Origin of the sequence: Kribbella sp. NPDC050459 (genome assembly GCF_040655315.1) — a bacterium.
GTDB lineage: Bacteria > Actinomycetota > Actinomycetes > Propionibacteriales > Kribbellaceae > Kribbella.
Map to the genome: position 1 here is coordinate 290,464 of NZ_JBFAJQ010000004.1, position 24,937 is coordinate 315,400.

Annotated in this window: 24 protein-coding genes and 1 pseudogene; 16 read left to right on the forward strand and 9 right to left on the reverse strand. The window is 70.3% G+C overall.

Annotated elements, in window-relative coordinates:
* Positions 1-5: 5 nt before the first annotated feature.
* The 4 genes from AB0I12_RS17405 to AB0I12_RS17420 form a co-directional block, all read right to left on the reverse strand.
* On the reverse strand, positions 6-1,253 hold the full coding sequence (locus AB0I12_RS17405) for a DUF6596 domain-containing protein (RefSeq protein ID WP_359930232.1): 1,248 nt from the start codon (positions 1,251-1,253) through the stop codon (positions 6-8).
* Positions 1,250-1,597: a YciI family protein gene (locus tag AB0I12_RS17410; RefSeq protein ID WP_355699944.1), complete on the reverse strand. Its 348-nt coding sequence runs from the start codon at positions 1,595-1,597 to the stop codon at positions 1,250-1,252. The genes AB0I12_RS17405 and AB0I12_RS17410 overlap by 4 nt, the downstream gene beginning before the upstream one ends.
* A gap of 61 nt (positions 1,598-1,658) precedes the next feature.
* Positions 1,659-2,381 (reverse strand): maleylpyruvate isomerase family mycothiol-dependent enzyme, encoded by a 723-nt coding sequence (locus AB0I12_RS17415; RefSeq protein ID WP_359930234.1) that lies wholly within the window; start codon positions 2,379-2,381, stop codon positions 1,659-1,661.
* Between the two features lie 45 nt (positions 2,382-2,426).
* A complete protein-coding gene (locus AB0I12_RS17420) occupies positions 2,427-2,876 on the reverse strand; it encodes a DUF4231 domain-containing protein (protein WP_355699942.1) in 450 nt (149 codons plus the stop codon).
* Positions 2,877-2,908: 32 nt separating this feature from the next.
* On the opposite strand from AB0I12_RS17420, the gene AB0I12_RS17425 reads away from it, so the two are divergent.
* From AB0I12_RS17425 to AB0I12_RS17450, 6 genes are all read left to right on the forward strand, one after another.
* Positions 2,909-3,412: a MarR family transcriptional regulator gene (locus AB0I12_RS17425; protein ID WP_359930236.1), complete on the forward strand. Its 504-nt coding sequence runs from the start codon at positions 2,909-2,911 to the stop codon at positions 3,410-3,412.
* Between the two features lie 167 nt (positions 3,413-3,579).
* Positions 3,580-5,253 (forward strand): methylmalonyl-CoA mutase family protein, encoded by a 1,674-nt coding sequence (locus AB0I12_RS17430; protein ID WP_359930238.1) that lies wholly within the window; start codon positions 3,580-3,582, stop codon positions 5,251-5,253.
* Positions 5,174-6,964, forward strand: coding sequence for an NAD-binding protein (locus AB0I12_RS17435; RefSeq protein WP_359930240.1), 1,791 nt, complete (start codon positions 5,174-5,176; stop codon positions 6,962-6,964). Before AB0I12_RS17430 ends, AB0I12_RS17435 begins: the two co-directional genes overlap by 80 nt.
* Before the next feature lie 43 nt (positions 6,965-7,007).
* Positions 7,008-7,955, forward strand: coding sequence for a tetratricopeptide repeat protein (locus AB0I12_RS17440; RefSeq protein ID WP_359930242.1), 948 nt, complete (start codon positions 7,008-7,010; stop codon positions 7,953-7,955).
* Between the two features lie 79 nt (positions 7,956-8,034).
* On the forward strand, positions 8,035-8,916 hold the full coding sequence (locus AB0I12_RS17445) for a MurR/RpiR family transcriptional regulator (RefSeq protein WP_355699937.1): 882 nt from the start codon (positions 8,035-8,037) through the stop codon (positions 8,914-8,916).
* Between the two features lie 39 nt (positions 8,917-8,955).
* Positions 8,956-10,335 (forward strand): hypothetical protein, encoded by a 1,380-nt coding sequence (locus AB0I12_RS17450; RefSeq protein WP_359930244.1) that lies wholly within the window; start codon positions 8,956-8,958, stop codon positions 10,333-10,335.
* Here AB0I12_RS17450 and AB0I12_RS17455 read toward each other — a convergent pair whose 3' ends face one another.
* A complete protein-coding gene (locus AB0I12_RS17455; RefSeq protein WP_359930246.1) occupies positions 10,336-11,505 on the reverse strand; it encodes a citrate/2-methylcitrate synthase in 1,170 nt (389 codons plus the stop codon).
* 74 nt (positions 11,506-11,579) lie between these two features.
* Here AB0I12_RS17455 and AB0I12_RS17460 point away from each other — a divergent pair, with 74 nt between their 5' ends.
* Positions 11,580-12,719: a citrate/2-methylcitrate synthase gene (locus AB0I12_RS17460; RefSeq protein ID WP_359930248.1), complete on the forward strand. Its 1,140-nt coding sequence runs from the start codon at positions 11,580-11,582 to the stop codon at positions 12,717-12,719.
* Here the strand turns inward: AB0I12_RS17460 and AB0I12_RS17465 are convergent.
* The gene (locus AB0I12_RS17465) at positions 12,712-14,145 is read right to left on the reverse strand and encodes an NAD(P)/FAD-dependent oxidoreductase (RefSeq protein ID WP_359930249.1); all 1,434 of its coding nucleotides are present in this window, start codon (positions 14,143-14,145) and stop codon (positions 12,712-12,714) included. The two genes, AB0I12_RS17460 and AB0I12_RS17465, sit on opposite strands and share 8 nt — an antisense overlap.
* A 118-nt stretch (positions 14,146-14,263) precedes the next feature.
* Between AB0I12_RS17465 and AB0I12_RS17470 the strand changes: the two genes are divergently transcribed.
* Complete coding sequence (locus tag AB0I12_RS17470; protein ID WP_134010936.1) at positions 14,264-14,635, forward strand: YciI family protein; 372 nt, start codon at positions 14,264-14,266, stop codon at positions 14,633-14,635.
* A gap of 67 nt (positions 14,636-14,702) precedes the next feature.
* Positions 14,703-15,917, forward strand: a complete 1,215-nt coding sequence (locus AB0I12_RS17475; RefSeq protein WP_359930252.1) for a sigma-70 family RNA polymerase sigma factor — start codon at positions 14,703-14,705, stop codon at positions 15,915-15,917.
* On the opposite strand, the gene AB0I12_RS17480 is transcribed toward AB0I12_RS17475, so the two are convergent.
* A complete protein-coding gene (locus tag AB0I12_RS17480) occupies positions 15,901-16,323 on the reverse strand; it encodes a MerR family transcriptional regulator (RefSeq protein WP_355699930.1) in 423 nt (140 codons plus the stop codon). The genes AB0I12_RS17475 and AB0I12_RS17480 overlap by 17 nt on opposite strands.
* A 24-nt stretch (positions 16,324-16,347) precedes the next feature.
* On the opposite strand from AB0I12_RS17480, the gene AB0I12_RS17485 reads away from it, so the two are divergent.
* A complete protein-coding gene (locus tag AB0I12_RS17485; RefSeq protein WP_359930254.1) occupies positions 16,348-17,739 on the forward strand; it encodes an MFS transporter in 1,392 nt (463 codons plus the stop codon).
* Here AB0I12_RS17485 and AB0I12_RS17490 read toward each other — a convergent pair.
* Positions 17,687-18,634 carry an RNA polymerase subunit sigma-70 gene (locus AB0I12_RS17490; protein WP_359930256.1) on the reverse strand — a complete coding sequence of 316 codons (948 nt, stop codon included), beginning with the start codon at positions 18,632-18,634 and terminating at the stop codon, positions 17,687-17,689. The genes AB0I12_RS17485 and AB0I12_RS17490 overlap by 53 nt on opposite strands.
* Before the next feature lie 121 nt (positions 18,635-18,755).
* Between AB0I12_RS17490 and AB0I12_RS17495 the strand changes: the two are divergent.
* The 6 genes and pseudogenes from AB0I12_RS17495 to AB0I12_RS17520 all read left to right on the forward strand — a co-directional run.
* Positions 18,756-18,845: pseudogene (locus AB0I12_RS17495) on the forward strand (helix-turn-helix domain-containing protein); the annotation flags it as partial.
* A gap of 15 nt (positions 18,846-18,860) precedes the next feature.
* Positions 18,861-19,064: a hypothetical protein gene (locus AB0I12_RS17500; RefSeq protein WP_359930912.1), complete on the forward strand. Its 204-nt coding sequence runs from the start codon at positions 18,861-18,863 to the stop codon at positions 19,062-19,064.
* Positions 18,980-20,026 carry a transposase gene (locus tag AB0I12_RS17505; RefSeq protein ID WP_359930258.1) on the forward strand — a complete coding sequence of 349 codons (1,047 nt, stop codon included), beginning with the start codon at positions 18,980-18,982 and terminating at the stop codon, positions 20,024-20,026. The genes AB0I12_RS17500 and AB0I12_RS17505 overlap by 85 nt, the downstream gene beginning before the upstream one ends.
* Before the next feature lie 2 nt (positions 20,027-20,028).
* A complete protein-coding gene (locus AB0I12_RS17510; RefSeq protein WP_359930260.1) occupies positions 20,029-20,412 on the forward strand; it encodes a DUF4870 domain-containing protein in 384 nt (127 codons plus the stop codon).
* A gap of 10 nt (positions 20,413-20,422) precedes the next feature.
* Complete coding sequence (locus AB0I12_RS17515) at positions 20,423-21,235, forward strand: phosphotransferase (protein ID WP_359930262.1); 813 nt, start codon at positions 20,423-20,425, stop codon at positions 21,233-21,235.
* 524 nt (positions 21,236-21,759) lie between these two features.
* A complete protein-coding gene (locus AB0I12_RS17520; RefSeq protein ID WP_359930264.1) occupies positions 21,760-23,391 on the forward strand; it encodes a DUF222 domain-containing protein in 1,632 nt (543 codons plus the stop codon).
* Positions 23,392-24,057: 666 nt separating this feature from the next.
* On the opposite strand, the gene AB0I12_RS17525 is transcribed toward AB0I12_RS17520, so the two are convergent.
* Positions 24,058-24,930 carry a GNAT family N-acetyltransferase gene (locus AB0I12_RS17525; RefSeq protein WP_359930266.1) on the reverse strand — a complete coding sequence of 291 codons (873 nt, stop codon included), beginning with the start codon at positions 24,928-24,930 and terminating at the stop codon, positions 24,058-24,060.
* Positions 24,931-24,937: the final 7 nt, after the last annotated feature.

The following is a 24,937-nucleotide window of genomic DNA, read 5'->3' on the forward strand; positions in this document are numbered from 1 at the left end:
CGGGTTCAGTGCTCGAGCGGTTGTCGCTGGGCGAGCCGGCGGAAATGGGCCCGGCGGCGTTCCCGGTGTGAGCGTTCGGGATGGTTGGGCGGGGCGACGGCCAGCGCTTGGTCCAGTTCGTTGACGGCTTCGGCGTACCGCTTGGTGCGGGCGAGCAGCTCGGCCCGGACCGCGTGCCGGCGGGAGCTGGGCGGGATCGCGTCGAGGAGTTCGAGTGCGGTGTCCACCTCGCCGGTTTCGGCGATCGCGACGACGCGGGCGAGGTCGGCGGCCGGGCTGGGGGAGACCTCGACGAGCAGGTCGTACAGCCGGACGATCTCGCGCCAGTCGGTGGCCGGGTAGCTGGGGACGCGCGCGTGCTCGGCCGCGATCGCGGCCTGCAGTTGGTAGGCGTCGGCCTGCCGGGCGGACCGTTCGAGTGAATCGTTGAGCAGCGTCACGCCGCGCGTGATGAGTTCCTGGTTCCACAACGAGCGGTCCTGCAGGTCGAGCGTGACGACGTCGCCGGCGTCGTCGAGGCGGGCCGGTCGACGCGCCTCGGTGAGGAGCAGGAGCGCGAGAACCGCGGTCGGCGTGGGCTGACCGGGAAGCAGCGAGTGCAGCAGCTCGGCCAGCCGGATCGCCTCGCCGCACAGGTCGACGTCGTACGCCGCGTCGCCCTCGGCCGGTGCATGGCCGGCGGTGTAGAGGCTGTGGATGACCGCGCAGACCGCGGGCAGCCGTTCGGGGAGCTCGTCCTCCGTGGGCACCCGGTACGGGATCCGAGCGGCCGCGATCTTCTGCCGCGCCCGCACCAACCGCTTCGTCGTCGCCGCCTCGGTGGTGAGTAGGACGCCGGCGATCTGGGCGGGCGAGAGGCCGCAGAGGGTGCGGAGCGCGAGCGCGACCCGGGTCGGCGGGGACAGCGACGGGTGGCAGCAGGTGAAGATCAGCCGCAGCAGGTCGTCCTGGACGACGTCCTCGGTGTCGACCTCCCGCTTGGACAGCTCGATCAGGTCCGCGCCGTCGCGCTCCTTGGCGCCGCGCGACTGCTCCCGGCGGATGATGTCGATCGCCTTGCGCCGCGCGGTCACCGTGAGCCAGGCGCGCGGTTCCGGCGGTACGCCGGTGACCGGCCACGCGCCGAGCGCCGCCACCGCCGCTTCCTGGACGGCGTCCTCGGCGAGCTGGACGTTGCCGACGGTCCGGATCAGGGTCGCGAGGATCCGCGTTCCCTCGATCCGGATCGTCTCGGCGAGGGCGTCGTGGTTCATCTGGCCAGGATGACCGGCCTGACCTCGACCGCGCCGCCCCAGGCGGCCGGGATCTCGGCGGCGATCCGCACCGCTTCCTCGAGGTCGGCGGCCTCGATCAGGTAGTAGCCGGTCAGCGCTTCCTTGGTCTCGGCGTACGGGCCGTCGGTGGTGACCACCGGTCCGCCGCGGGCGCCCTCGACCCGGACGACGGTCGCCGTCGAGGTCGGGTGCAGCACGGCGCTCGCCTTGACCTGCTCGGCGAACTCGGCCCCGAACCTGCGGTACTCGGCCAGCTCCTCGGCCTGCTCGGGCGCCCACCAGTCGACGTCGGCGGTGTAGGTCAGTGCTAGGTACTGCGCCATGGGAGTCCTCCTTCTCGTCTGTTGTGAAGGGAACGAACGCCAACCCCCACAGAGGACATCATCACTGCGAAGCCTCGGAAATTCTTCCGCGGAAGGCGCGCACCACGGTCGGGTCGCCCACGACCTCGATCGTGTCCTCGCCGGCCCTGCCCCACAACCACAGATAGACCTGCGCCGGATCCCCGGTGACCTCCGCCGCCACATCGCCGTCGGCCCCTTGCCGTACGTCGACCCGCGTCGCGTCGGCGGACACGGTCCAGGAGCGGCCGGCCGCGGTGAGCCGGACCGTCGCGTCGATCGGGTACGCCGTGTCGCCCTCCTCCCACCACGGGCCGCCGAGCGTCGGGTACAGGATCTCGTCGATGCCGTCGAGGGCCAGCTCGGGATCGATCGGGCTGACCGCGTCGTGCGCCTGCTCGACGTCGATCCGGTGCACGACGGTCTCGTGCGCCATCCGCCGGTGCCAGAACGCCGACGTCGGGTCGCGCGGGCTGAACGTCCACGTCGGCGTCCCGGTCCCGGCCGCCGTCAGCGCGTCGACGATCGCCGCCCGAGCGTCGTCGTACCACTCCAGAGAGGTGCGGCCGGAGAAGTCCAGCGGCCACGGGTCGGGGAGGGCGCCGAGCTTGAGCACCTCGACCTTGTGCACGTAGACCGTCGCGACGTGCCGCACCACGTCGTCGACCGTCCACCCCGGGCAGCTGGGCACGGCCGCGTCGAGCCCGGTCCGCGCCACCTCGCCGAGCCGGGCGCTCTCGACCCGCACATGCTCCAGAAAGTCCATGCCCGAACCATCGCAGGGCCCGTGGACAGTTTCAGGCGCGCACCTTCAGACGCTTCGCGCCTTGAGCGCCGCCTCCCAGTCCTCGGTCTCGGTGTGGCTGATCTCGACGACCCGCTCGGCGAGCAGCTTCACCGGGTCGCCGGCCTTGGCGTACCGTCCGGCCTTCTGGGCGTACAGCCAGGCCTCGTTCCGCAACTCCTGCGCGGTCCGGGTGTAGGTCGGGTAGGAGTCCTTGAACCCGAACAAGGTCCGGATCCCCTCGGCCAGCGCGATCACACCGCCCAGCGTCGGAGCGAGCCAGGTGGGCGCCTTGATGGCCACGGAGATCGCGATCACCAGGGCGGCCAGGAGCTGCACGGTGCCGAGCGCGCGGTACCAGATGCGGGCCCGCCGGGACTGCGCGGCGTACCAACGGAACCGGATACTGATCAGCTGCTCGGCGGGCGCGTCGGTCCCCAGCGCGGGGAAGTCCGAATCTCTGAGTCTTCTCGACATGGTGGGACAAGTGTGGGGTTAAGGTTCCGCCCATGGCCAGGAAGAGGGCGTTGCCGTTCGATCCGATCGACGAGGCGTCGCGGCAGTGGGGCCGGCGCTGGGGCGCCGTCGAGCAGATGCGGGCCGTCACGTCGCTGATGCGCGCGCAGCAGATCGTGATCAACGAGCTGGACGAGATCCTCCGCAAGCACGGTCTGACCTTCGCCCGGTTCGAGGCCCTGGTGCTGCTGACGTTCTCGCGCCGCGGGTCGCTGCCGCTCGGCAAGATGGGGGAGCGGCTGCAGGTGCACCCGACCTCGGTGACGTCGATCGTGCGCCGGCTGGAGGCGGCCGGGCTGGTGACCCGGACGCCGCACCCCGACGACGGCCGCGCGGTGCTCTGCGAGATCACCCCCGAGGGCCGCGACCTGGTCGAACGCGCCACCGCCGACCTGGTCGCCGCGGACTTCGCCCTGTCCGGCCTCACCGACGACCAGCTGAAGATGCTCTGGTCCGTCCTCGAACCCCTCCGCCACAACGCCGGCGACTTCGCCTGACGGGCGGACGCCCACCACTCACCAACCGCGCCACGAACCACGCCGGCACGCTCGGGGCCGGGCGACCTGGCGCGCTGCGCTGAGGTTGGTGAGTGCTGGGCGTCCGGCAGTGGAAAATAGTTGGACGTCCTAGTATTTTGGGACCAGTCTCTAGGGAGGTCTGACTGATGGATGCCGAGCAGATCGCGGCCGGCCGGAGCCGGTGGCAGCAGCGGTACGACGCGGCGCGCACGCGGGAGGCGGATTTCACCACGCTGTCCGGCACCGAGGTCCGGCCGGTGTACGGGCCGCCCGAGGGGGTCGACGACCCGCGGATGGAGCGGATCGGCTGGCCGGGCGAGTTCCCGTTCACCCGCGGGCTGTACGCGACCGGCTATCGCGGCCGCACCTGGACGATCCGTCAGTTCGCCGGCTTCGGCAACGCCGAGCAGACCAACGAGCGGTACAAGATGATCCTGAACGGCGGCGGTGGCGGCCTGTCGGTCGCGTTCGACATGCCGACGCTGATGGGCCGCGACTCCGACGAGCCGAAGTCGCTCGGCGAGGTCGGGCACTGTGGTGTCGCGATCGACTCGGCCGCCGACATGGACCGGCTGTTCAAGGACATCCCGCTCCAGGACGTGACCACCTCGATGACGATCTCCGGCCCCGCCGTACCGGCGTTCTGCATGTACCTGGTTGCCGCCGAGCGCCAGGGCGCGGACATCTCGAAGCTGAACGGGACGCTGCAGACCGACATCTTCAAGGAGTACATCGCGCAGAAGGAGTGGCTGTTCCCGCCGGAGCCGCACCTGCGCCTGATCGGCGACCTGATGGAGTACTGCGCGACCACGATCCCGGCGTACAAGCCGCTCAGCGTCTCCGGCTACCACATCCGCGAGGCCGGCTCGACGGCCGCGCAGGAGCTCGCCTACACCCTCGCCGACGGCTTCGGGTACGTCGAGCTCGGGCTGTCCCGCGGCCTGGACGTCGACGTGTTCGCGCCCGGCCTGTCGTTCTTCTTCGACAGCCACCTGGACTTCTTCGAGGAGATCGCCAAGTTCCGGGCTGCCCGCCGGATCTGGGCGCGCTGGCTGCGCGACGTGTACGGGGCGAAGACCGACAAGGCCCAGTGGCTGCGGTTCCACACCCAGACCGCCGGCGTCTCGCTGACGGCCCAGCAGCCGTACAACAACGTCGTACGGACCGCCGTCGAGGCCTTGGCCGCCGTGCTCGGCGGGACGAACTCGTTGCACACCAACGCGCTCGACGAGACCCTCGCGCTGCCGACCGCGGAGTCGGCCGAGATCGCGCTGCGCACCCAGTCGGTGCTGATGGAGGAGGTCGGCGTCACGAACGTGGCCGACCCGCTCGGCGGTTCCTGGTACGTCGAGGCGCTCACCGACGAGATCGAGGCCGAGGCCGAGGAGATCTTCGCGCGGATCAAGGAGATGAGCCCGGACGAGACGATGACCGGCGGAATCCTGCGCGGGATCGAGGACGGCTGGTTCATGGCCGAGATCGCCGACGCCGCGTTCGAGTACCAGCAGAAGCTCGAGAAGGGCGAGAAGAAGATCGTCGGCGTGAACACGCTCACCGACACCGTGTCCGGCGAGCTGGAGATCCTCCGGGTCTCGCACGAGGTCGAGGTCGAGCAGTGCCGGGTGCTGGCGGAGCGCAAGTCCCACCGCGACGAGGACCGGGTACGTCGTACGCTATCGGCTCTGGTGGAGGCGGCCAGCGGCACTGGCAACCTGATCGAGCCCATGCTGGAGGCAGTGCGTGCGGAGGCCACGATGGGGGAAATCTGTCACGTTCTTCGGGAACAGTGGGGAGAGTACCGGGAGCCCGCCCGATTCTGACGAGCCGCCGCCGTCCGGTCAGGACGGCGCCCGCGATCCGGCCGACGGCCGCCGGGTCGTGGTCTGCGGTTCGGACCGGACGATGCTGCGCGTGGTGACCGAGCTGGTCAGTTCCGGCGAGCGGGTGACCGCGATCGTGAACCCGGCGTCCCGGCACTACGACCGGATCGGTGAGCTCGGCGCGACCGTGATGGGCGCGCGGGTGATCAGCGAGGGGCTGCTGCGCCGGGCAGGGGTCGACGCGGACGACGACGGTACGCCGTCGACCGCCCGCGCCCTGGTCCTGCTGGACACCGACGACGTCCACAACGTGCACACCGCCCTGACCGCGCGGGACATGGATCCGGAGCTGCGGATCGTCGTACAGATGGTGAACCCGCGGCTCAGCAAGCAGCTCAACGACCTGCTCGGCGACTGTGTGGTGGTCAACGGGCCGTCGCTGGCCGCGCCCGCGTTCGTGTCGGATGCCCTCGAGGACGACGAGCTGACCTGGATGGAGCTCGGCGGCCAGCGTGTCGTCGTGGGGCCGGCCGACCTGATCCGCGAGCCACACACGACGGTGCTCGCGGACACCACCTCGTCGGCCACACCGCAGCTGCTGCCGGCGTCGAGCGCGGACCCGGACGGCGACATCGTGCTCGGTACCGGCGTACGGCCGATCTGGCGCAGTCGCGACGTCCGCCCCGCAGGCTGGTTCATGGCGGTTCGCGACATCCTGGACAGCCGGGTGCGGAAGATCGCCGCGGTGATGGCGCTCCTGGTCGCGGCCGGTACGGCGATCGTCCACTACTTCGGCGGGATCGAGTGGTGGCGGGCGCTTTATCTCGCGGTCGGCGTGGTGACCTCGGCGGGGATCGACGACGACAAGTTCAACGACGCCCAGCCGTGGGTGAAGGTCAGTGCGGTCATGGTGCAGCTGACCGGGATCGTGCTGATGGCGCTGCTGACCGCGGTCGTGGTCGATTCGCTGATCGGCGCCCGGCTGTCGCGGATCATCGGCGGCGTCCGCGGCCGGCCGCGCAACCACGTCGTGGTGTGCGGCCTCGGGACGGTCGGCGCGCGGGTGCTGGAGATCCTCACCGAGCGGGGCGTCGCGGTCGTCGGCGTCGACCAGGACGAGGACGCGCCCGGTGTCCTGGTCGCGCACCGGCTGCGGATCCCGGTCGTGATCGGGGACAGCAGCAACGAGGAGACGCTGCGGTCGGCCGGCGTCCAGCGCTGTCAGTCGGTGCTCGCGATCACCGACGGCGACATCACCAACCTGGAGTCGGCGATGGTGGCCCGGGACCTGAACCCGGAGGCCCGGATCACGATGCGGATGTTCGACCACGACCTCGCGCAGCGGGTCGAGCGCCGGCTGGGCCTCGGCCACAGCCGGTCGGTGTCGATGCTGGTGGCGCCGGCGGTCGCGGCCGCGGTCGCCAACCGGCGCAAGCAGGTGACGATCCCGGCCGGACGCCGCGTCCTGCTGCTGACCGAGGTGAACGTCGAGTCCGGGTCGGTCGCGGGCGGGCTGCGACTCGGCGAACTGGACGAGGCCGGCGGGCTGCGCGTGCTGGCCCGGCAGGACTTCGACGGCCCGTGGGACTGGGATCCGGAGCCGGACCGGGTGCTGCGGCCGGGGGACCGGCTCGCGGTCGCGGGCACCCGTAGCGGGCTCGCCCGGCTGCTGATGGCGACCCGGGCGCAGCGCGGTTCGGTCGCGTCGTAGAGGATAGACCTGTGAACGGTACGTACGGATTGCGAGGACAGTGGTGAGCCAGTCCAACTTCTCCCGTCCCGGGGCGATCGACCTGTCGGCCCTGCGCAAGCCTGCCGGTGCGCCGGCGCCCGGAGGACCGGCGGGCGGTGCGCCGGTCGGCGGCGGCGGTGCCGCGGGGTCGTACGTGCTGAACGTGAGCGAGCCGACCTTCCAGAGCGACGTCATCGAGCGCTCGCTGCAGGTCCCGGTGGTCGTCGAGTTCTGGTCGCCGCGCTCGCAGGCGTCGGTCGCGCTCGGCCCGGTGCTCGCCGCGCTGTCCACGGAGTACGCCGGGAAGTTCCTGCTCGCGCGGATCGACATCGACGCGAACCCGCAGCTCGCGCAGGCGGTCGGCGTGCAGACGGTTCCGCTGGTGATCGCCGTCCTGCGCGGGCAGGTCGTGCCGCTGTTCCAGGGCGCGCTCGGCGAGCCGGAGGCGCGGCAGTACCTCGACCAACTGCTGACGGTCGCGGTCGCGAACGGGATCTCCGGCCGCGCCGAGCCGGTCGGCCCGGCGGTGGACGGACCGGCCGCGGACGAGGAAGAGCCGCCGAACCCGCGGTACGAGAAGGCCGAGAACGCGATCGGCACGGGCGATCTGGACGGCGCGATCGCGGCGTACGAGGAGCTGCTGAAGGAGACGCCGAACGACGCCGAGGCGAAGTCGGGGCTGGCCCGTGTGCAGCTGGTGAAGCGGACGCAGGACGTGCCGGCCGATGTCCGGACGCGGGCGGCCGACAACCCCGCGGACGTCGAGGCGCAGATGCTGGTCGCCGACGTGGACCTGATGGGCGGGCACGTGGACGACGCGTTCGCGCGGCTGATCGCCACCGTCCAGGCGACCGCGGGCGACGAGCGGAACACCGTGCGGCTGCACCTGCTCGAGCTGTTCGAGGTCATCGGCGCGGACGACGAGCGGGTCGGCAAGGCCCGTCGCCGGCTGATGGCCGCCCTGTTCTGATCGCGTGTGAATCGGCTGGCCGGAACCGGTCGGCGTGAATTCTTGTAAATAGCGTCGGAGTGCTCTGAGAATTCTTCACATGAGCGCTGTCGAGTCGCCGCCGCCGAGCCTGGAGGCACGCATCCACGGCCTGCTGCCGGCGCTCAGCCCGGCGCAGGCGCGGATCGCCGCCGAGGTCCTGCGGGACCCGGCGGCGGTCGCCTCGTCGACGATCGGGCAGCTGGCGGCCCGGTGCGGCACGTCGCTGCCCAGCGTCACGCGGTTCTGTCTCGCACTCGGACTGTCCGGGTACGCCGAGCTGCGCCTGACGCTGGCGGCCGAGAGCGGACGAACCAGTCCGAGCTGGGAGCGGGGCACCGGCTCGGAGGTCGGTCCGGACGATTCGCTCGACGACGTACTGCGGACCCTGCTGCGCGCCGACACCCGCGCGCTCGAGGACACCGTCGCCGCGCTCGACGTGGACGCGCTCGGGCGCGCCGTCGAGGCGATCTCGAACGCCCGCCGGATCGACCTGTACGCCGTCGCCGGGTCGGCCGCCGTCGCCGAGGACCTGCGCCTGCGGCTGCACCGGATCGGGCGCGGCGCGAGCACCTGGAGCGACGTGCACACCGCGCTGGCCAGCTCCGCGCTGCTCGGCAGCGGTGATGTCGCGATCGGGATCTCGCACAGCGGCGAGACGCTCGAGGTTCTGGAGCCGATGACCCGGTCCGGCCGGCAGGGCGCGACGACTGTTGCCATCACCAACTATCCGCGGTCGCCGCTGGCGCAGGCGGCCGACATCGTGCTGGTCACCGCCGCCCGCGACGTCACGTTCCGCACCGGCGGCCTGTCCGGGCGGCACGCCCAGATGATCGTCCTCGACGCGCTCTACCTCGGCGTCGCGCAACGCGACTACCCCCTGGCCGAACAGGCCTTCGACGCCACGGCCGACGCGGTGTCGACGCATCGCCACCGTTCCTGAACTCCCGCACTCCGTTCGACCGCCTTCCGAAGGAGAGTCATGCAGAGTCCACACCAGACCCTTGGCCCGAGCCGCCGCAGCCTGCTGCTCGGCGCGGGCGCCACCGCCCTCACCGCGGCGTCCGCCTCGGTCGCCTCCGCCTCCACCGCCTCCGCTTCGATGGCTTCGGCTGCTGCCGAGGTCGCCGTACCGTCGCCGGACGCACTTCCGCTGACGGGCGGGCCGGACTTCCCGATCGGGTTGTTCTGGCCGCCGCATCCGTTCGCGAGCACCGCGGAGCGGTTCGCGGAGATCAAGAACGCCGGGTTCGACTTCGTCATCTCCGGCAACTACGCCGGCGACGGCAACATCTTCACCTACCAGCTCGGGCTGGCCCGGGACGCCGGCCTGAAGATGCTGATCTCCGACGACATCCAGATCCGCAACATGTCCCGCTGGTTCTCGATCTCCGACACCACGACGGACTTCCTCAGCATCACCCCGGCCGAGGCCAAGGAGTTCTACACCCGGGCCCGGAACGCGTACGGCCCGTACTCGTCGCTGGCCGGCTTCAACTTCTACGACGAACCCGGCGCAGGCTGGTTCGCGACGCTGGCCAAGGCGCTGGCGATCTCCCGCGAGCTGGCGCCGCAACTGCTGCCGTACATCAACCTGTTCCCGTCCGACGACGCGTCGTACTACCGGAACTTCGTCGACGTGGTGAAACCGTCGCTGATCTCGTTCGACCGGTACCCGCTGCTGTCCGAGGGCCGCGAGGACGCGAACTACTTCCACAACTGGGCGATCGTCCGCGACGCCGCGCTGCACGGCGACATCCCGTCCTGGGTGTTCATCCAGACGCTTGCCTACAACAACCATCGCGAGCCGACCGCGGCCGAGTTGCTTTGGCAGGTGAACATCAGCCTCGCGTACGGCGCCAAGGGGATCCAGTACTTCACCTACTGGACGCCGGAAGCCGCCCGCGGGGAAGGGTTCGGGCCGGCGCTGATCACGGTGGACGGCGAACGCACGTCGCGCTACTACGCCGCGCAGCAGATCAACACCACCTGGCTGCACCAGGTCGGACGCGAGCTGAAACCGTTGGTGTCCGAGACCGTCGAACATGTCAACGAAACCCCGCTGCCGAACGGGACCGTCGGTTTCACGCCGACGAGCCTGGTGTCCGGAATCTCCGGAGATCCGGTCGTCGTCGGCACGCTCCGCCCGCGGGACACCACCTCCGGCGACCGCTGGCTCCTGGTCGCCAACCGTTCCCACAGCACCCGCGCCCGCGCGGTGGTCTCGCTCAACAGCCAGACCGTCGGCTCGGCCGGAATCTTCCAGCCGGCTCGTCAGCAGTACGCCCCACAACGCGTCGGTCAGATCCCGGTGACGCTCGCTCCGGGCGCCGCGACCCTCATCAGGCTCACCGCCAAATAGTCACGTCGTCTGGCCGGTGTAGATGCCCATGGCCCGGAAACGGAGGGCTGGGGCCGCGTACTCCTCCAGGGCGTGCGCGGTCCAGCCCACCATCCGGGCCAAGGCGAAGAGGGCGTCTCCGGCGTCGGGGCGGAAGTCGTACGCGTGCATGATCGCGGCGATCGCGAGGTCGCTGTTGGGGAACGTCGGCGTCCGCGCGGCGACCGCCCGGATCGTGCCGACGATCGGGTGGTCGCCGAGGAGCTCGAGCAGTACGTCGGCGCGCGGGTCGCGGTGCTGGTAGATCCGGTGGCCGAAGCCGGGGACCGGTTCGCCGGATCGCAACTGGTCCGAGAGTGCCTGCACCGGATCCCGTTGCGCGCGCTCCAGAAACTCGTAGGCGAGGGTCGGTGCGGCGCCGTGGTACTGCCCGTCGAGCGCGCCGAGGCCTGCCGAGACGACGGCGTACAGGTTCGCGCGGGCGCTGGCCGCGACCCGGGCCGCGATGGTGGAGACCGCGAGCCCGTGGTCGGCGAGCAGGATCAGCGCCGCGTCGAGCACCTCCGGCCGCGGTTCCGCGTCGGAGAGCTTCGGCCAGAGTTTCCCGCCCACCGTCGTACCGACGGCCGTAGGCCCCGGCAGCGCCGCGATCAATGTCCCGATCAACCTCCCGGCCGCCGCCGTCACCGAAGCCGCCGACAAGTCGAACCGCAACGGATCCGCAGCCCCCAGCACCGCCACCGCCACCCGCAACCGATCCGTCACCCGAGCCCCCTCCGGCACCACCCCCATAGCCCGCCGGGCCAGCAAGACCCCCTCCCGATCTGCCGCGAACAAGCCCTCTCCCGCCACCGCACTCGTGTCTCCGGGTGTCCAGAGGAGGGTGGCTACCTGTTCGAGGGTGGCGGTTGTGGCCAGGTCGCGGGCGGACTGGCCTCGGTAGTAGAGCTCGTCCTCCTCGAGGAGAGTCAGTTCGGATTCGATGCGTTCCACCACGCCGGAGTGTTCGACGGAGCGGGCTGCGAGGCGTTCGACGTCGGCGGTGGGGAACAGGCTGCCGCGGCGGCCGCGGGCGCGGACGCTGGTGAGGAGGCCGCGGCTGACGTAGGCGTAGACCGTCGCCGGTTTCACCTGCAGACGGCGCGCCACCTCGGCGGTGGTCAGGTAATTCTCGTCACCTTCGCCCGGCATTCCCCGCTCCTCGCAGCGTTCATGTTGACTGGATCAATATTGACAACTGTTGATTGCCTGTCAACTCTGAAGATATGTCATCAACGATCACTGCACCGCCCGGCCTGCGCAATGTCGTCGTCACCGAGACGACCCTCGGCGACGTCCGCGGCGACGAAGGGTTCTACCACTACCGCCAGTACTCGGCGATCGATCTCGCCAAGTCCAAGACGCTCGAAGACGTCTGGTACCTGATGTTCGAGGGCCACCTCCCGACCGACGCCGAGCGCGCCCGCTTCACCGCCGAGCTCGCCCCGCTGCGCGTCCTTCCCGCCGAGGTCGCCGCGGTCCTCCCGGCGATCGCGACCGCCGGTACGACGTTCAACCCGCTGGCCGGTCTCCGCACCGCGCTGTCGCTGCTCGCCGCAGTGCGCGGTCTGCCGCCGCTGTGGGACGCCGACCCGGCACGTCGCAAGGCCGACGCCATGCTGGTCTGCGCCGTGACGCCGACCATCCTCGCGGCCCTCTACCGGCTCCGCGAAGGACAGCAGCCGCTCGAGCCCCGCGCCGACCTCTCAGCAGCCGAGAACTGGCTGTACCTGGTGACCGGCACCGAGCCGACCGCCGTCCACGCGACCGCGATCGAGCACTATCTGGTCTCGACCGTCGACCACGGCTTCAACGCGTCGACCTTCACCGCCCGGGTGATCGCCTCCACCGGCGCGGACGTGGTCGCGGCCGTCGCGGGCGCGATCGGTGCGTTCTCGGGGCCGCTGCACGGCGGCGCGCCGGACCGCGCCCTCGCCAGCCTCGACGAGATCGGTACGCCGGACCGCATCGACGACTGGGTCCGCGCGAAGGTGTCCGCCGGCGACCGGATCATGGGCTTCGGGCACGCGGTGTACCGCACCGAGGACCCGCGCTCGCTGATGCTGCGCGACATCGCCCGCGGGATCGGCGGCGACCTGGTGGATTTCGCGACCACCGTCGAGCAGCGCATCGTCGACGTCCTTGCGGAGCTGAAGCCGGGCCGCAACCTCTACGCCAACGTCGAGTTCTACGCCGGTGTCGTGATGGAGCTGTGCGGCATCCCGCGCGCCATGTTCACGCCGACGTTCGCCGTCAGCCGCATCATCGGCTGGTCCGCCAACATCCTCGAGCAGTCCACCGACCCGAAGATCATCCGCCCGATCGCCACCTACGTCGGCCCGCAACCGCCGGCACCCGTCAGCTGAAGTGCATGATGCCGTCGTCGAGGCGGTTGTAGCGAAGTGTCAGCAGGTCGCGCGGGTAGTTCTGCCGTAGCCGCCACGGCCCCTGGGTGCCTTGGCGGGGGAGGAGGGCGGCGGCGCGGCGGATGTAGCCGGAGGTGAGGTCGACGACCGGGCGGGGCGGGGCGTCGTACTCGGCGGGGTCGATGTCGGGGACACAGATCCGGGTGCCGGTCGCGGTGAGGTGGTTGAGCAGCCGCGTGACGTACTTCGAGGTGAGGTCGGAGCGCAACGTCCAGGAGTTGTTGGTGTAGCCGATGCACCAGGCGAGGTTGGGTACGCCGCTCAGCATCATGCCCTTGTAGACGAAGGTGTCGTGCGGCGCGACCCGCCGCCCGTCGACCGTCACCTCGATGTTGCCGAGCGCAACCATACGGAGGCCGGTCGCGGTGACCACGAGATCGGCCTCCAGCTCCCGGCCGGACCGCAGCCGCAGTCCGGTCGGGGTGAACCGGTCGATCTCGTCGGTCACCACCGACGCCGAGCCGTTGCGCAGCGCCTTGAACAGGTCGGCGTCCGGGACCAGGCAGAGCCGCTGGTCCCAGGGCTTGTACCGGGGCGTGAAATGCGGATCCACAGGGATCGACGAAGGAAGCTGCTTGGCGACGGTGCTGTTCAGCAGCCACGCCGCGTGCGCCGGCCACTTCCGGAACGCGCCGTACACCGCGGTGCTCAGCGCGACGTTCTTCCCGCGGATGACGCTGTGCGCGAGCTTCTCCGGCAGTACGGCGCGGATGCGGTCGGACAGAGCGTCGCGCGCCGGACGGGAGGCGACGTAGCTGGGCGACCGCTGCAGCATGGTCACGTGCGCCGCCGTACCCGCCATCGCGGGCACCAGCGTCACGGCGGTCGCGCCGCTGCCGATCACCACCACGCGCCGGCCGGCGTAGTCCAGCTCGTCCGGCCAGTGCTGCGGGTGCACGATCTGCCCCTGGAAGTCCTCCTTGCCGTCGAAGTCGACGACATACCCCGAGTCGTAGTCGTAGTACCCGCTGCACACGTAGAGGAACGAGCAGGTGTACGCCGTGTCCGCGGTCCGCACCGTCCACACCGCGTCCGCGGACGACCACGAGGCGCTGACGACGCGCTGGTTGAAGCGGATGTGCTTGTCGATGCCGTACGCCGCTGCGGTCTCGTGCAGGTAGTCGAGGATCGCCGGACCGTCGGCGATCGCCTTCGCCGCCTTCCACGGGTGGAACGGGAACCCGAGCGTGAACATGTCCGAGTCCGACCGCACCCCCGGGTACCGGAACAGGTCCCAGGTGCCGCCGAGCGCGGCACGGCCCTCCAGCACGGCGTACGTGCGGTCGGGGCTGCGGGTCTGGATCCGGTACGCCGCGCCGATGCCGGACAGGCCGGCGCCGACGATCAGGACGTCGAGGTGCTCCATGTACCCCACGGTAATAAAGATTCTTCCCGGGTGTTGTCGATTCCGTGTCGGGGCGTTCGTCAGCAAGATGTCCAAGTAGGAAGCGCACGGAGGAAGCGCGAGACAAGGGGAGTCCGAGATGGCGCAGTACATGTTCCTGCTGTTCGACAGCGAGGAGTGGTACGACAACCTGACCCGCGACGAGTGGCAGCAGGCGATGAAGCTGCACGGGGAGTTCGCGGCGGCGGTGGAGAAGGCCGGGGCGCGGATCCTCGGCGGGGAGGCGCTGGAGCGGTCCAGCACGGCGAGCACGGTCAAGAACCGTGAGGGCGCCGAGCCGCTGGTCACCGACGGGCCGTTCATCGAGACCCGGGAGGCGCTCGGCGGGTTCTACGTCATCGAGGCCCGGGACCTCGACCAGGCGCTGGAGCTGGCGAAGCTCTGCCCGTCCGGCAACATCGAGGTCCGGCCCGTGATGCCGACGTCCGAGGACGCCGCACCACCGGCCTGAGCGTGTCGTCGACCCGGGTACGCCGGCGTACTGCCGCGCCGGCGTACCCGTCGGGCAGGGGGAGAAGGTGACCGAAGCCGTTGAGGTGACCCGAGTGGTGGACAGGGTGCACCGGGAGCGCTGGTCGACGGTGCTGGCGTCCGTGGTGCGCTTGACGCGCGACCTGGACTTGGCGGAGGACTGCACGCAGGACGCGTTCGTCCGGGCGCTCCGCACCTGGCCGGACGGGATCCCGGACAACCCGGCCGGCTGGCTGACCACGGTCGCCCGGCGGCTGGCGCTCGACCGGCTGCGTCGCGAGACCAACCTGCGGCGGAAGCTGCCGCTGCTGGTGGAGGAGCCCGGCGACGCCGAGCAGCCGACGGATCCGTTGCGGCTGGTGTTCACCTGCTGCCACCCGGCGCTCGCGCGGGAGTCGCAGGTGGCGTTGACGCTGCGGCTGATCTGCGGGCTGACCACGCGCGAGGTCGCCGCGGTGCTGCTGATCGCCGAGGCGACGGCGGCGGCGCGGATCACCCGGGCGAAGAAGAAGATCGCGGCGGCCGGGATCCCGTACCGCATCCCGGCCGATCACGAGCTGCCGGCGCGGATGGATGTGGTGCTGACCGTCGTCCACCTGGTCTACACGGCCGGGTACGTCGCTACCGGGGCGGAGCTGACCCGGACCGACCTGACCGGGCGGGCGATCGAGCTGGCGCGGTTGCTGGAGCGGCTGATGCCGGACGAGCCGGAGCCGCAGGCGCTGCTCGGGTTGCTGTTGATGACCGAGGCGCGCGGCGATGCACGGGTCAGCACCGACGGCGAGCTGGTCCTCCTGGCGGACCAGGACCGGTCGCGCTGGAACGGGAAGCTGCTGGCCGAGGGAGTCGCGCGGGCCACGGCGGCGCTGCAGCGCGGGCACGGGCGGTTCGCGCTGCAGGCGGCGGTTGCCGGTCTGCACGTGACCGCGCCGTCGTGGGAGCAGACGGACTGGCGTCAGGTGGTCCGGATGTACGACGCGATGATGGTGAGCTGGCCGACCCCGATCGTCGCGCTCAACCGGGTGGCGGCCCGCAGTCTGGTCCCGGGCGCCGACCTGGAGGCGGTGCTCGCCGAACTGGATGCCCTCGATAAGGAGCCGGCGCTCGCGGCGTACGCGTACTTGCCGGCAACGCGGGCCGACGTCCTCACCCGCCTCGACCGCCGGCCGGAAGCGGCCGAGGCCTACGAGAAGGCGATCGAGCTGACCGCCAACGAAACCGAGCGCCGCTTCCTGACCGCCCGGCTCACGAGTCTGCGCTAGGCGCCCAGAGCCTGTCCGCGTCGCCTGCTTCGAGGCGGCCCCGGTAGACGTCGATCTTGTGATCGATGAGCTCGAGGCTGTCCTGCAGCGCGGCGAGTTGGGTGAGAATCTCCGACCGGTGCGTCTCCAGCAGCTCCAGGCGGTCCTTCTCGTTGCCGCGGCCGGCCGTGACGAGCTCGGCGTACTTGCGGATGGTGCGGATCGGCATCCCGGTGGCACGGAACCGGGTGCAGATCTTGATCCAGTCCAGGTCGATCTGGCGGTACCGGCGGCGCCCGCCTGCGGTCCGGTCGACCGTGGTGACGACCAGCCCCGCGCGCTCGTAGTACCGCAGTGTGTGGACGCTGACGCCGGTGTGTTCGGCGGCTTCGGCGATACTGATCCCACGTTCGTTGACTTCGAGCACGCTCTAAATCCTAGCGTGGCCGGTATGACAACGCTCGAGGAAACCGTCGGCGCCCGCCGGTACGCCGTGCTCGCGATCTGTTGCGCGAGCCTGCTCGTCTCGGTGATGGACATCTCGATCGTGAACATGGCGCTGCCCGCGATCCGCGACGACCTCGGCGCGTCGACGGCCGGCCTGCAGTGGACCGTCGACGCCTACACGTTGGTGCTGGCGAGCTTCCTGCTGCTGGCCGGCTCCACCGCCGACCGCTTCGGCCGCAAGCGCATGTTCCGCCTCGGGCTGATCGTCTTCGGGCTCGGCTCGCTGCTCTGCAGCCTGGCGCCCGGCATCGAGGCGCTGGTCGCCGCCCGCGCCGTGCAGGCGGTCGGGGGCACGATGCTGAACCCGGTCGCGATGGCGATCGTGGTGACGGTCTTCCCGGACCGCGCCGAGCGGGCTCGCGCGATCGGGATCTTCGGCGCGACCGCCGGGCTCTCGCTCGTCCTCGGCCCGATCCTCGGCGGCGCGCTCGTCGACGGCCTCGGCTGGCGCTCGGTCTTCTGGGTCAATCTGCCGATCGTCGCGCTCGCGGTGCTGTTCACCAGCCTGTATGTGCCGGAGTCCCGCGCCGCCCGCGGCCGGCGCTTCGACCCGGTCGGCCAGCTCCTGGTCGTGCTGCTGCTCGGCAGCGTGGTGTCCGCGATCATCGAGAAGAACGCGTGGCGGCCGCCGTTGATCGTCACGGCGGTCGTCGCCGCGGTCCTGCTGATCGCGTACGAGCGCCGCCGGGCGGAGCCGCTGCTCGAGCTGCGCCTGTTCCGCAGCATCCCGTTCAGCTCCGCGGTGGTGATCGCGATGTTCGCGTACACCGGGTTCGGCGCGTTCCTGTTCGTCACGACGCTGTACCTGCAGAGCATCCGCGACCTGTCCGCCCTGGACGCGGGTCTGTGCCTGCTCCCCGTCGGCCTGCTGATCACCGTGCTCTCACCGCTCACGGGCCGGGTGGTGGGCGCGCGAGGCCCGCGGCTGCCGCTCGTCGTGGCCGGTACGGCGCTGACGCTCGGCGCGTTCGCCTCGCTCGGGATCGGGCCGGCGACCCCGCTGCCGGTCGTGCTCGGGATCTTCCTGCTGTTCGGCGTCTTCCTCGGCACGATCAACCCGCCGATCGCGAACGCGGCAGTGTCCGGCATGCCCGGGTCGATGGCCGGTCTGGCCGGCTCGCTCGCGTCGGTCGGCCGGCAGACCGGTACGTCGCTCGGTGTCGCGGTCGCGGGGTCGATCATCGGCAGCGCGACGACCGATCCGCAGCAGTTCGTCCGCGCCGAGCATGTCGTCTGGTGGCCGACGGTCGCGGTCGGCCTCGTCGTACTGGCGCTGGCCCTGTTCAGTACGAGCCACCATGCCCATCGGACTGTGCAGGTAGCCCGAAGCGAGTGACGAGATCCGGGTCGCTGAAGACGTGGATGTGCGTCAGACCGGTGCGAGTCGGCGTCAGTACGGCGACGCCGTACGGCTCGCCCTTGAAGTACGCGCCGACCGCGGGCTGGCCGTTCGCGACGATCGGGAGCATCCGCCAGTCACCGGGGGAGCCGACAGCGGCGGCCAGCACCCGCAGGCACATCACGCGGCCGTCGAACCAGGCCGTCGTACCGACCATTTCGATCGCGGCGTCCGCACGCAGGGCACGTTCGAGCGCCGCGGTGTCGGCGTTCTCGAAGCCGGTGACGTAGTCGTCGAGCAAGGCGCGAGCTACGGGGTCGGTGGGCTCCAGGACCTCGTCCTGCGACGGCGCCGTCTCGTCCAGGCGGGCCCGCGCGCGTTGCAGCGTGCTCTTCACGGCGGCGACCGAGGTGTCGAGCATCGCCGCCACCTCCGCCGCCGGGAACCCGAGCACCTCGCGCAGGATCAGTACGGCGCGTTGCTTGGGCGGCAGGTACTGCAGGGCAGCGATCAGCGCCAGCCGCAGGCTCTCCCTCAGCGTGACGATCGACGCGGGATCGGCGGCGACGAGCGACTCGGCGATCGGCTCGATCCAGGCGGTCCCGTCCGGCTCGGCCGGGGGCGGGGCGGCGAGATCCGTACTCGGCGCGGCGATCCCCGACGGCAGCGCGCGGCGGCGACGCTGCTCGAGCGCGGTCAGGCACACGTTGGTCGCGATGCGGTACAGCCAGACCCGCACCGACGACCTGCCCTCGAAGTCGCCCCACGACCGCCAGGCCCGCAGGTACGTCTCCTGCACCGCGTCCTCGGCCTCGTGCACCGACGCGAGCATCCGGTAGCAGTGCGCCAGCAACTCCCTGCGGAACGGCTCGGTCACTCCGAACTCACCCATCACCACTCCCTGGCTCGTCACCGCCGCCATCGCCCGTTCCTTTCGTTGCAGCTCTGTCACCGGTACAGACCGAGAACCCCGCAAAAAGGAATCGGTGCATCGGCGACTACAGAATCTGTCCATGGCGGCACGTACGGTTGCTGTCGTGTTAGCCCGCTACCGCTATCGCGTGTATCCAACTACCGGTCAGGCTAGAGCCCTGGCTAGGGCGTTCGGGTGCGCGCGGGTGGTGTTCAACGACGCGCTGGCTGCGCGGGAAGCGGCCTTTCTGGCCGGGGCCACGATCACCGACACCGAGGTGCAGCGCCGGGTGATCACATCGGCCAAGGCCACTCCGGATCGGAGTTGGCTTGCGGAGGTTGCCTCGGTTGCACTGGTCCAGGCCTGCAAGACGCGCGGCGCGCCTACCGGAACTGGTTCGATTCGCTGAGCGGCCGTCGCAAGGGACGGAAGGTCGGCCGTCCCCGGTACCGCCGCAAGCATGGGCGCCAGTCCATTCGCCTGACCCGCAATGGATTCTCGCTGCGCGGCGACAAACTGTACATCGCAAAGGTCGGACAGATCTCAGTCCGCTGGTCCCGTGACTTGCCGTCGGTGCCATCCTCGGTAACCCTGATCCGGGAGCCGGACGGCAGGTACTACGCGTCGTTCGTCGTGAGCATCGAGACCTCTCCGCTGCCTCCGGTGGCGCGAGCGGCGGGGATTGATCTCGGTTTGACCACGCTGGCCACCATCGCATCCACGGATGGAACCGTCAGGTCGATCGCGAACCCGCGGTTCCTTCGCCGACGGGAGCAAAAACTCGCGCAGGCGCAGCGTGCGTTGTCGCGCAAGGTCAAAGGTTCGGCCAACTGGCTCAAAGCGCGCCGACGAATAGCCGTCATCCATCGAAAGGTCAGAGAGACTCGACGTGACCATGCCCACCAGACAGCACTTCAACTGATCCGCGAGAACCAAGCGGTCCACGTCGAAGACCTGTCGATCGTCGGCATGGCCAGGACACGTCTCGGTAAGAGTGTGCACGACGCTGCCTGGGGCCAGTTCGTTCGGCTTCTGGAAGAAAAGGCGATTCGTTACGGCCGTACCGTCAGTCGGGTCGACAGATGGTTCCCGTCCACTCGACTGTGCTCGGCCTGTGGACTGGTGACGGGGCCGGCAGCACTTCAGGTCCGGGAGTGGGCCTGCGTCTGCGGCGCCGTCCATGACAGAGACGAGAACGCCGCTCGTAATATCCTCGCCGCCGGGCTGGCGGAGAGATCAAACGCCTGTGGAGGCGGCGTAGGACCGGGCTCCGTTCCGGCGGCTGCCGTAGAATCAGGAACCCCACCGAGGTGCCGCGCCGGCGGCACGGCAGGAGTCCGCGCCGATAGCGGCGGGGAGGAAGTCAATTGAGTATGAGTACGCCGAACGCCGGGCCGCCGCTGTCGGCCTCGGAAGAGCGGACGTGGGCGATGGTCGCGCACATCGGGGTGCTGGTCGCGGCCTGGTTCGCGATGGGGTTCCTGTGCCCGTTGATCATCTGGCTGGTGTTCCGGTACCGCTCGGACTTCGTCCGCCGGCACGCGGTGGAGTCGCTGAACTTCCAGATCTCGCTGCTGATCTACTCCGCGGTCGCGGCCGTGCTGATCTTCGTCACGTTCGGGCTCGGGGTGCTGATCGTCGTACCGCTGGTGGCCATCGGTGCGGTCGTGGCGCTGGTGGTGATCATCCTCGCGACGGTCGCCGCCTCCGGCGGGAACGACTACAGGTACCCGTTGACGATTCGCTTCGTCCGTTAGGGTCGGCCCGGTGGAGCTCATCGGGCAAGGCATGGAAGGCGCCGTCTACGACCTCGGCGACGGGACGGTCCGCAAGATCTGGTTCGATCGGCGGCCGGAGGACGTCCGGCCGTTGCAGGCGTTCCTCGACGAGCTGCCGGAGCTGCCGTTCCGGACGCCGCGGATCCGGGAGGTCACCGCGGGGGAGGACGGGCTGGCGATCAGCGTCGAGGACAAGCTGACCGGTGTCCCGCTGCACGAGGCCGGGTTGCCGGAAAAGGTCGCCGTGGACGCTTTCGTCTCAGTCGTCGAGGCGTTGGGTGCCACGACACCAGGCCCGGCCGGCACGTCGCTTCCCGTCCTCAACCAGCCGTTCTGGGAGGGGTCCTGGGGCGAGAGCCTCGCCGCATTGGTACGCCGCCGCGCCGACGCCGCGGGGGTTCACCTGGCGCGCGACGTACCCGATTTCCCCGACCTGCTGGACAAGGTGCTGGCCGAACTTGCCGAGCTCGAGGGTGGGCTCAGTGTCGTGCACGGCGACATCTGCCCGCCGAACGTCCTGATGGACGGCGCGCAGGTGGCGGCGGTGCTCGATTGGGGTTTCTTGTCCACAGCAGGTGACAACACCTTCGAGGCTTCCTTGGCGGCCGGCTTCTTCGACATGTACTCATCCGAAGCCCGCCGCCTGGACGACCTCCTGACCAACCGATTCGCAGAACTGGGCCACGACCGGCACCGAATGCGCGTCTACCGCAAGGCCTACGCAATCATCACCGCAACCATCTACGACGAAAACGCCGCCGACGGCCACTACACCTGGTGCGTCAGCCAGCTCACCAGATAGCTCGCGCCCCTGCAAGAAAGAACAAAGAAAGAGATAGAGGGGACTTGGGTGCCTGGCAGGTGATCGGCAGTCCGCTGGCGGTCCGCGTGTCCTGACATGCCGCCCAGCGCCGGCGGGCGCCCCGAGCCCTGCCGCAGATCATCGAGGACCCGAAGCGAGAACGGAAAGTGCAGGAGTACGTGTCTGGGGCTGGCCGGCATCAAGTGGTTCATGGACCAGCTCAGGATCCGGTGGGCCTGAGGGGGTGCCGGGTTCGTCCTGCTACTCAGGCCTGCCGGGCCGGTGGCAGCAGCTGGGAAGTCCCTGACGTCCGCGCGACCGTCGACCAGACCTGAGCGCAGGTGGTGATGTGTGGATGGTGGCGCGGACGGAGCGGGTGCTGTCGTACGCGGCCGTGGACGCCGAGCCCAGTGTCGGCCGGGGTGTTTGCTGGGGTGTTTGCTGGGTGTGGGCCCACGAACAGCCCACAAAATAAGGGGATTCCGGCTCGGAAACTGTCGGTGGGACCGTCTAGGGTCGATGGCATGGAACTCCTGGGCGAACGGCCGGTGTGGTCGATGGGCGGCGGCGAACTGCTGTCCACTCTCGACATGCTGGAGGCCGAGCTCGCTCGCCTGGAGGCGTACCGGTTGAGCGTGGTCGCGGCGATCGAGTCCACCGGGTACGCCGAGGAGCTCGGCGCCCGCGACACCGCCGAGCTGCTGCGTTTCCGGTACCGCCTGGACGCGCCGGTCGCCCGCCGCACCCTCCGGCTCGCCCAGACCGCCACGCAGTATCCCGCCGTGTCCGACGCCCTCGAACGGACCGCCTCCTCCGCAACCACCGACGACAACGGTGGATCCGACGCCACTGCCGACGCCACCGCTGACGGCACCGGCGCGGCTGAAGCTGGCGTGGGTGGTGGGTGGTTGCTGCGACCGGCGCAGGCGGCCGCGATCGTGTTCGGGCTGGACCGGGTCCGGTCGCGGGTGCCGGTGGAGCATCTGGACGCGGCTGCGGAGCAGCTGGTCGGGCTGGCCGGTCACCTGTCGCCCGGCGAACTGCGCACCGCCGCCAAGGAGATCGCCGACCTGCTCGACTCCGACGGCCCCGAACCCGAGGAACTGAAGGCGTACGAACGCGAGTCCCTGACGCTGTCGGCTGCGGACAACGGCGTGAAGTTCAAGGGGTTCCTGGCCAACGAGAACGCCGAACTCCTGCGCGCGGTCGTGCACGCCGGGGCCCGCCCGCACAAGACCGTCGACGGCGAACACGACCCCCGGCCCCGTGACAAGCGCCAGGCCGACGCGCTGTCGGATGCCTTGAGCATCGCCGCCGCCGTGTGGGACACCACCGGCCCCACACCCGGCCGCGCAGCCGGGCCCGCCACGGGCACCGAGGGCGCCGCGAGCACCGCGGGTACAGGGGACCCAGCCGCCGCCGCGGGTGCCGCGGCGCCGGCCGCTGAGGGCGCCGCGGGCGCCGAGGACACCGCCGGCGTCGCGGGCACGGGTGGTCGGGTGGCCGAGTATGGCGCGAAGACGAACATCACGGTCACGATCGACCTGGACGACCTGAAGGCCGCGACCGCGGACGCGGTCGGGCGCACCGTCTACAGCGGCGGGCTGTCCGCGGCCACGATCCGGCGGCTGGCCTGTGACGCGAACATCATCCCGCTGGTGCTCGGCTCGAACTCCGAACCGCTGGATGTGGGGCGCCGCGTGCGGCTGGTCACCAAGGCGATGCGTCGCGCCCTGGATACCCGTGACCGGGGCTGTGTGGTGTGTGGGGCGCCGCCGGTCATGTGCGACGCCCATCACCTGATCTCCTGGATCGACGGCGGCGACACCAAGGTCTCGAACCTGGCTCTGCTGTGCCGTCGCCATCACACCGACCTGCACAGGGGCCGCTGGCACATCACCATCCTCGACGGCGTCGTCCACGTCGCCCGCCCCAGCTGGGCCGAGCCCTCACCTACCCTCACCGCCGCCAGGCGCACGGCACCGCCGCACGCCCACCCACCCGGCCGCGATGTGGGCTTGAGCGAGTCCGAATCCACCGCGGCCAGTCCGTGGGCGCCCGAGGACATCGCAGTGGAGAGCGTCGCTGACCGCTCTCGATGGCGGGCGGACGAAGCTGCCCTCCAGCAAGCGGCCGCCTTCGCAGCGACCGGTTGAAGCCGGACAACACAACAACCTCCTACCCGGCGGGCATGCGGGTGGGCCCGTTGTGCTGCGGCGGACAGCAAAGTGGGGCGGTCGTCGACGACAACGGCGCAGCCAAGTTCCACGCCGCCTCCTACCCGCGGCGCGCACACCCGCAGCGCTGCTGTTCGTGTCAGGTGACCGGAATCCTTCAAGGCACCTCCGGCAAGGTATCGCTCGTCCTGGCGCCCAGACCGAGCCAGTGAAGCAACCGCCCGCTCGGCAGACGACCTGCCTGGCCCGTCGCCCTTTGCCGGCCACACGCACCCCCGCGTGTTACGGCTGCCGGTTTGTCGTCTGCCGCTCGTGGCGAGCGCGGGACCCGCCCGCTACAAAGGCGAGACCGGGGGTGCCGCGAAGGCGGAACCGGAGTGCCCGCGCGGTCGGGTGGTGGAGCGGCGTGGACGCAGCGGTCCCACGTTGGCCGGTGCTGGCTACCTGGCGGTTTCGGATTTTGGGAGTTGACGGAGGGTGTTGGGGGCCGGGAGGTGCAACGGGCGCGCCGGTCAGCAGGAGGAGGCTGCTGATCAGGGACGCGCTCAATCGCGCAGGCAGGCCTACGGCTGACCGTCAAGCCAGCCACCACTCCAAATCTCTTTCCTTAGATCTCTTCCCTGAAAGGCCTGCTCGCGACCTTGCTCACGGTGTGATCGGGGAGCCGTTGCTGAGGTTATGGAGTTCGTTGGGCGCGGCCAGGATCATCGGCAGGCGGCGGGCGTTGAGTGGCGAGACCAGGCCTGCGAGCTGGTCCGGCGCGTGCCAGGAGATCGAGCGGATCTCGAAGCCGTCAGGCCGCAGCTGGTCGATCAGCGACGGGTCGTGGACGCCGCCGTCGTACAGGATCTCGACCGCGTCGCCCCAGCCCTCCCACCGCGGCAGCCAGTCGATCGCGAGGATGCCGAGCAGCGGTAGCGCCGTACCGAGCTCCTCCTCCATCTCCCGGGACGCACCGGTCGCCGGGTCCTCGTCCGGCTCGACGACTCCGCCGGGCAGCTCCAGGTCCTTCTTGTAGCTGACCTGGCACAGCAGCACCCGTCCACCGGTGTCGCGGACGACGACGTGCGCGATCACCCGCTTCTTCGGCAGCGCCGAATCCATCAACGCGGTCCAGCCCGTCACCGTGTCCGGACGCGGATCGTCGACACGCATGCCGTACACGGCCACGTCGCGGCGCTCTCCCTCCACCAGCGCGGCCCCGCGCAGCACGCCCTCGCGCCGGAATCCGGACCGGATCGCGACCCGGGCGGAGGAATGCAGCTCCACGTCGACCTCGACCTGCAGCCGCTCCAGACCGAGCTCACCGAACGCGTACTCGCTCAGCAACCGGAGCGCCCGCTGCGCCAGCTCCGTGCCGCCGTCGAGCGCCCAGACCACCAGGCCGGCACCCGGCGTGCTCCGCCGGACCTCGACGGTGCCGACCGGCTGCCCGTTCTCGACGTCGAACCTGACGACCACCTCGTCGTCGAGCGCGAGTCGCAGCGTCAGTTCATCATCGGTCAGCGGAGCGGTCACGCTGTGA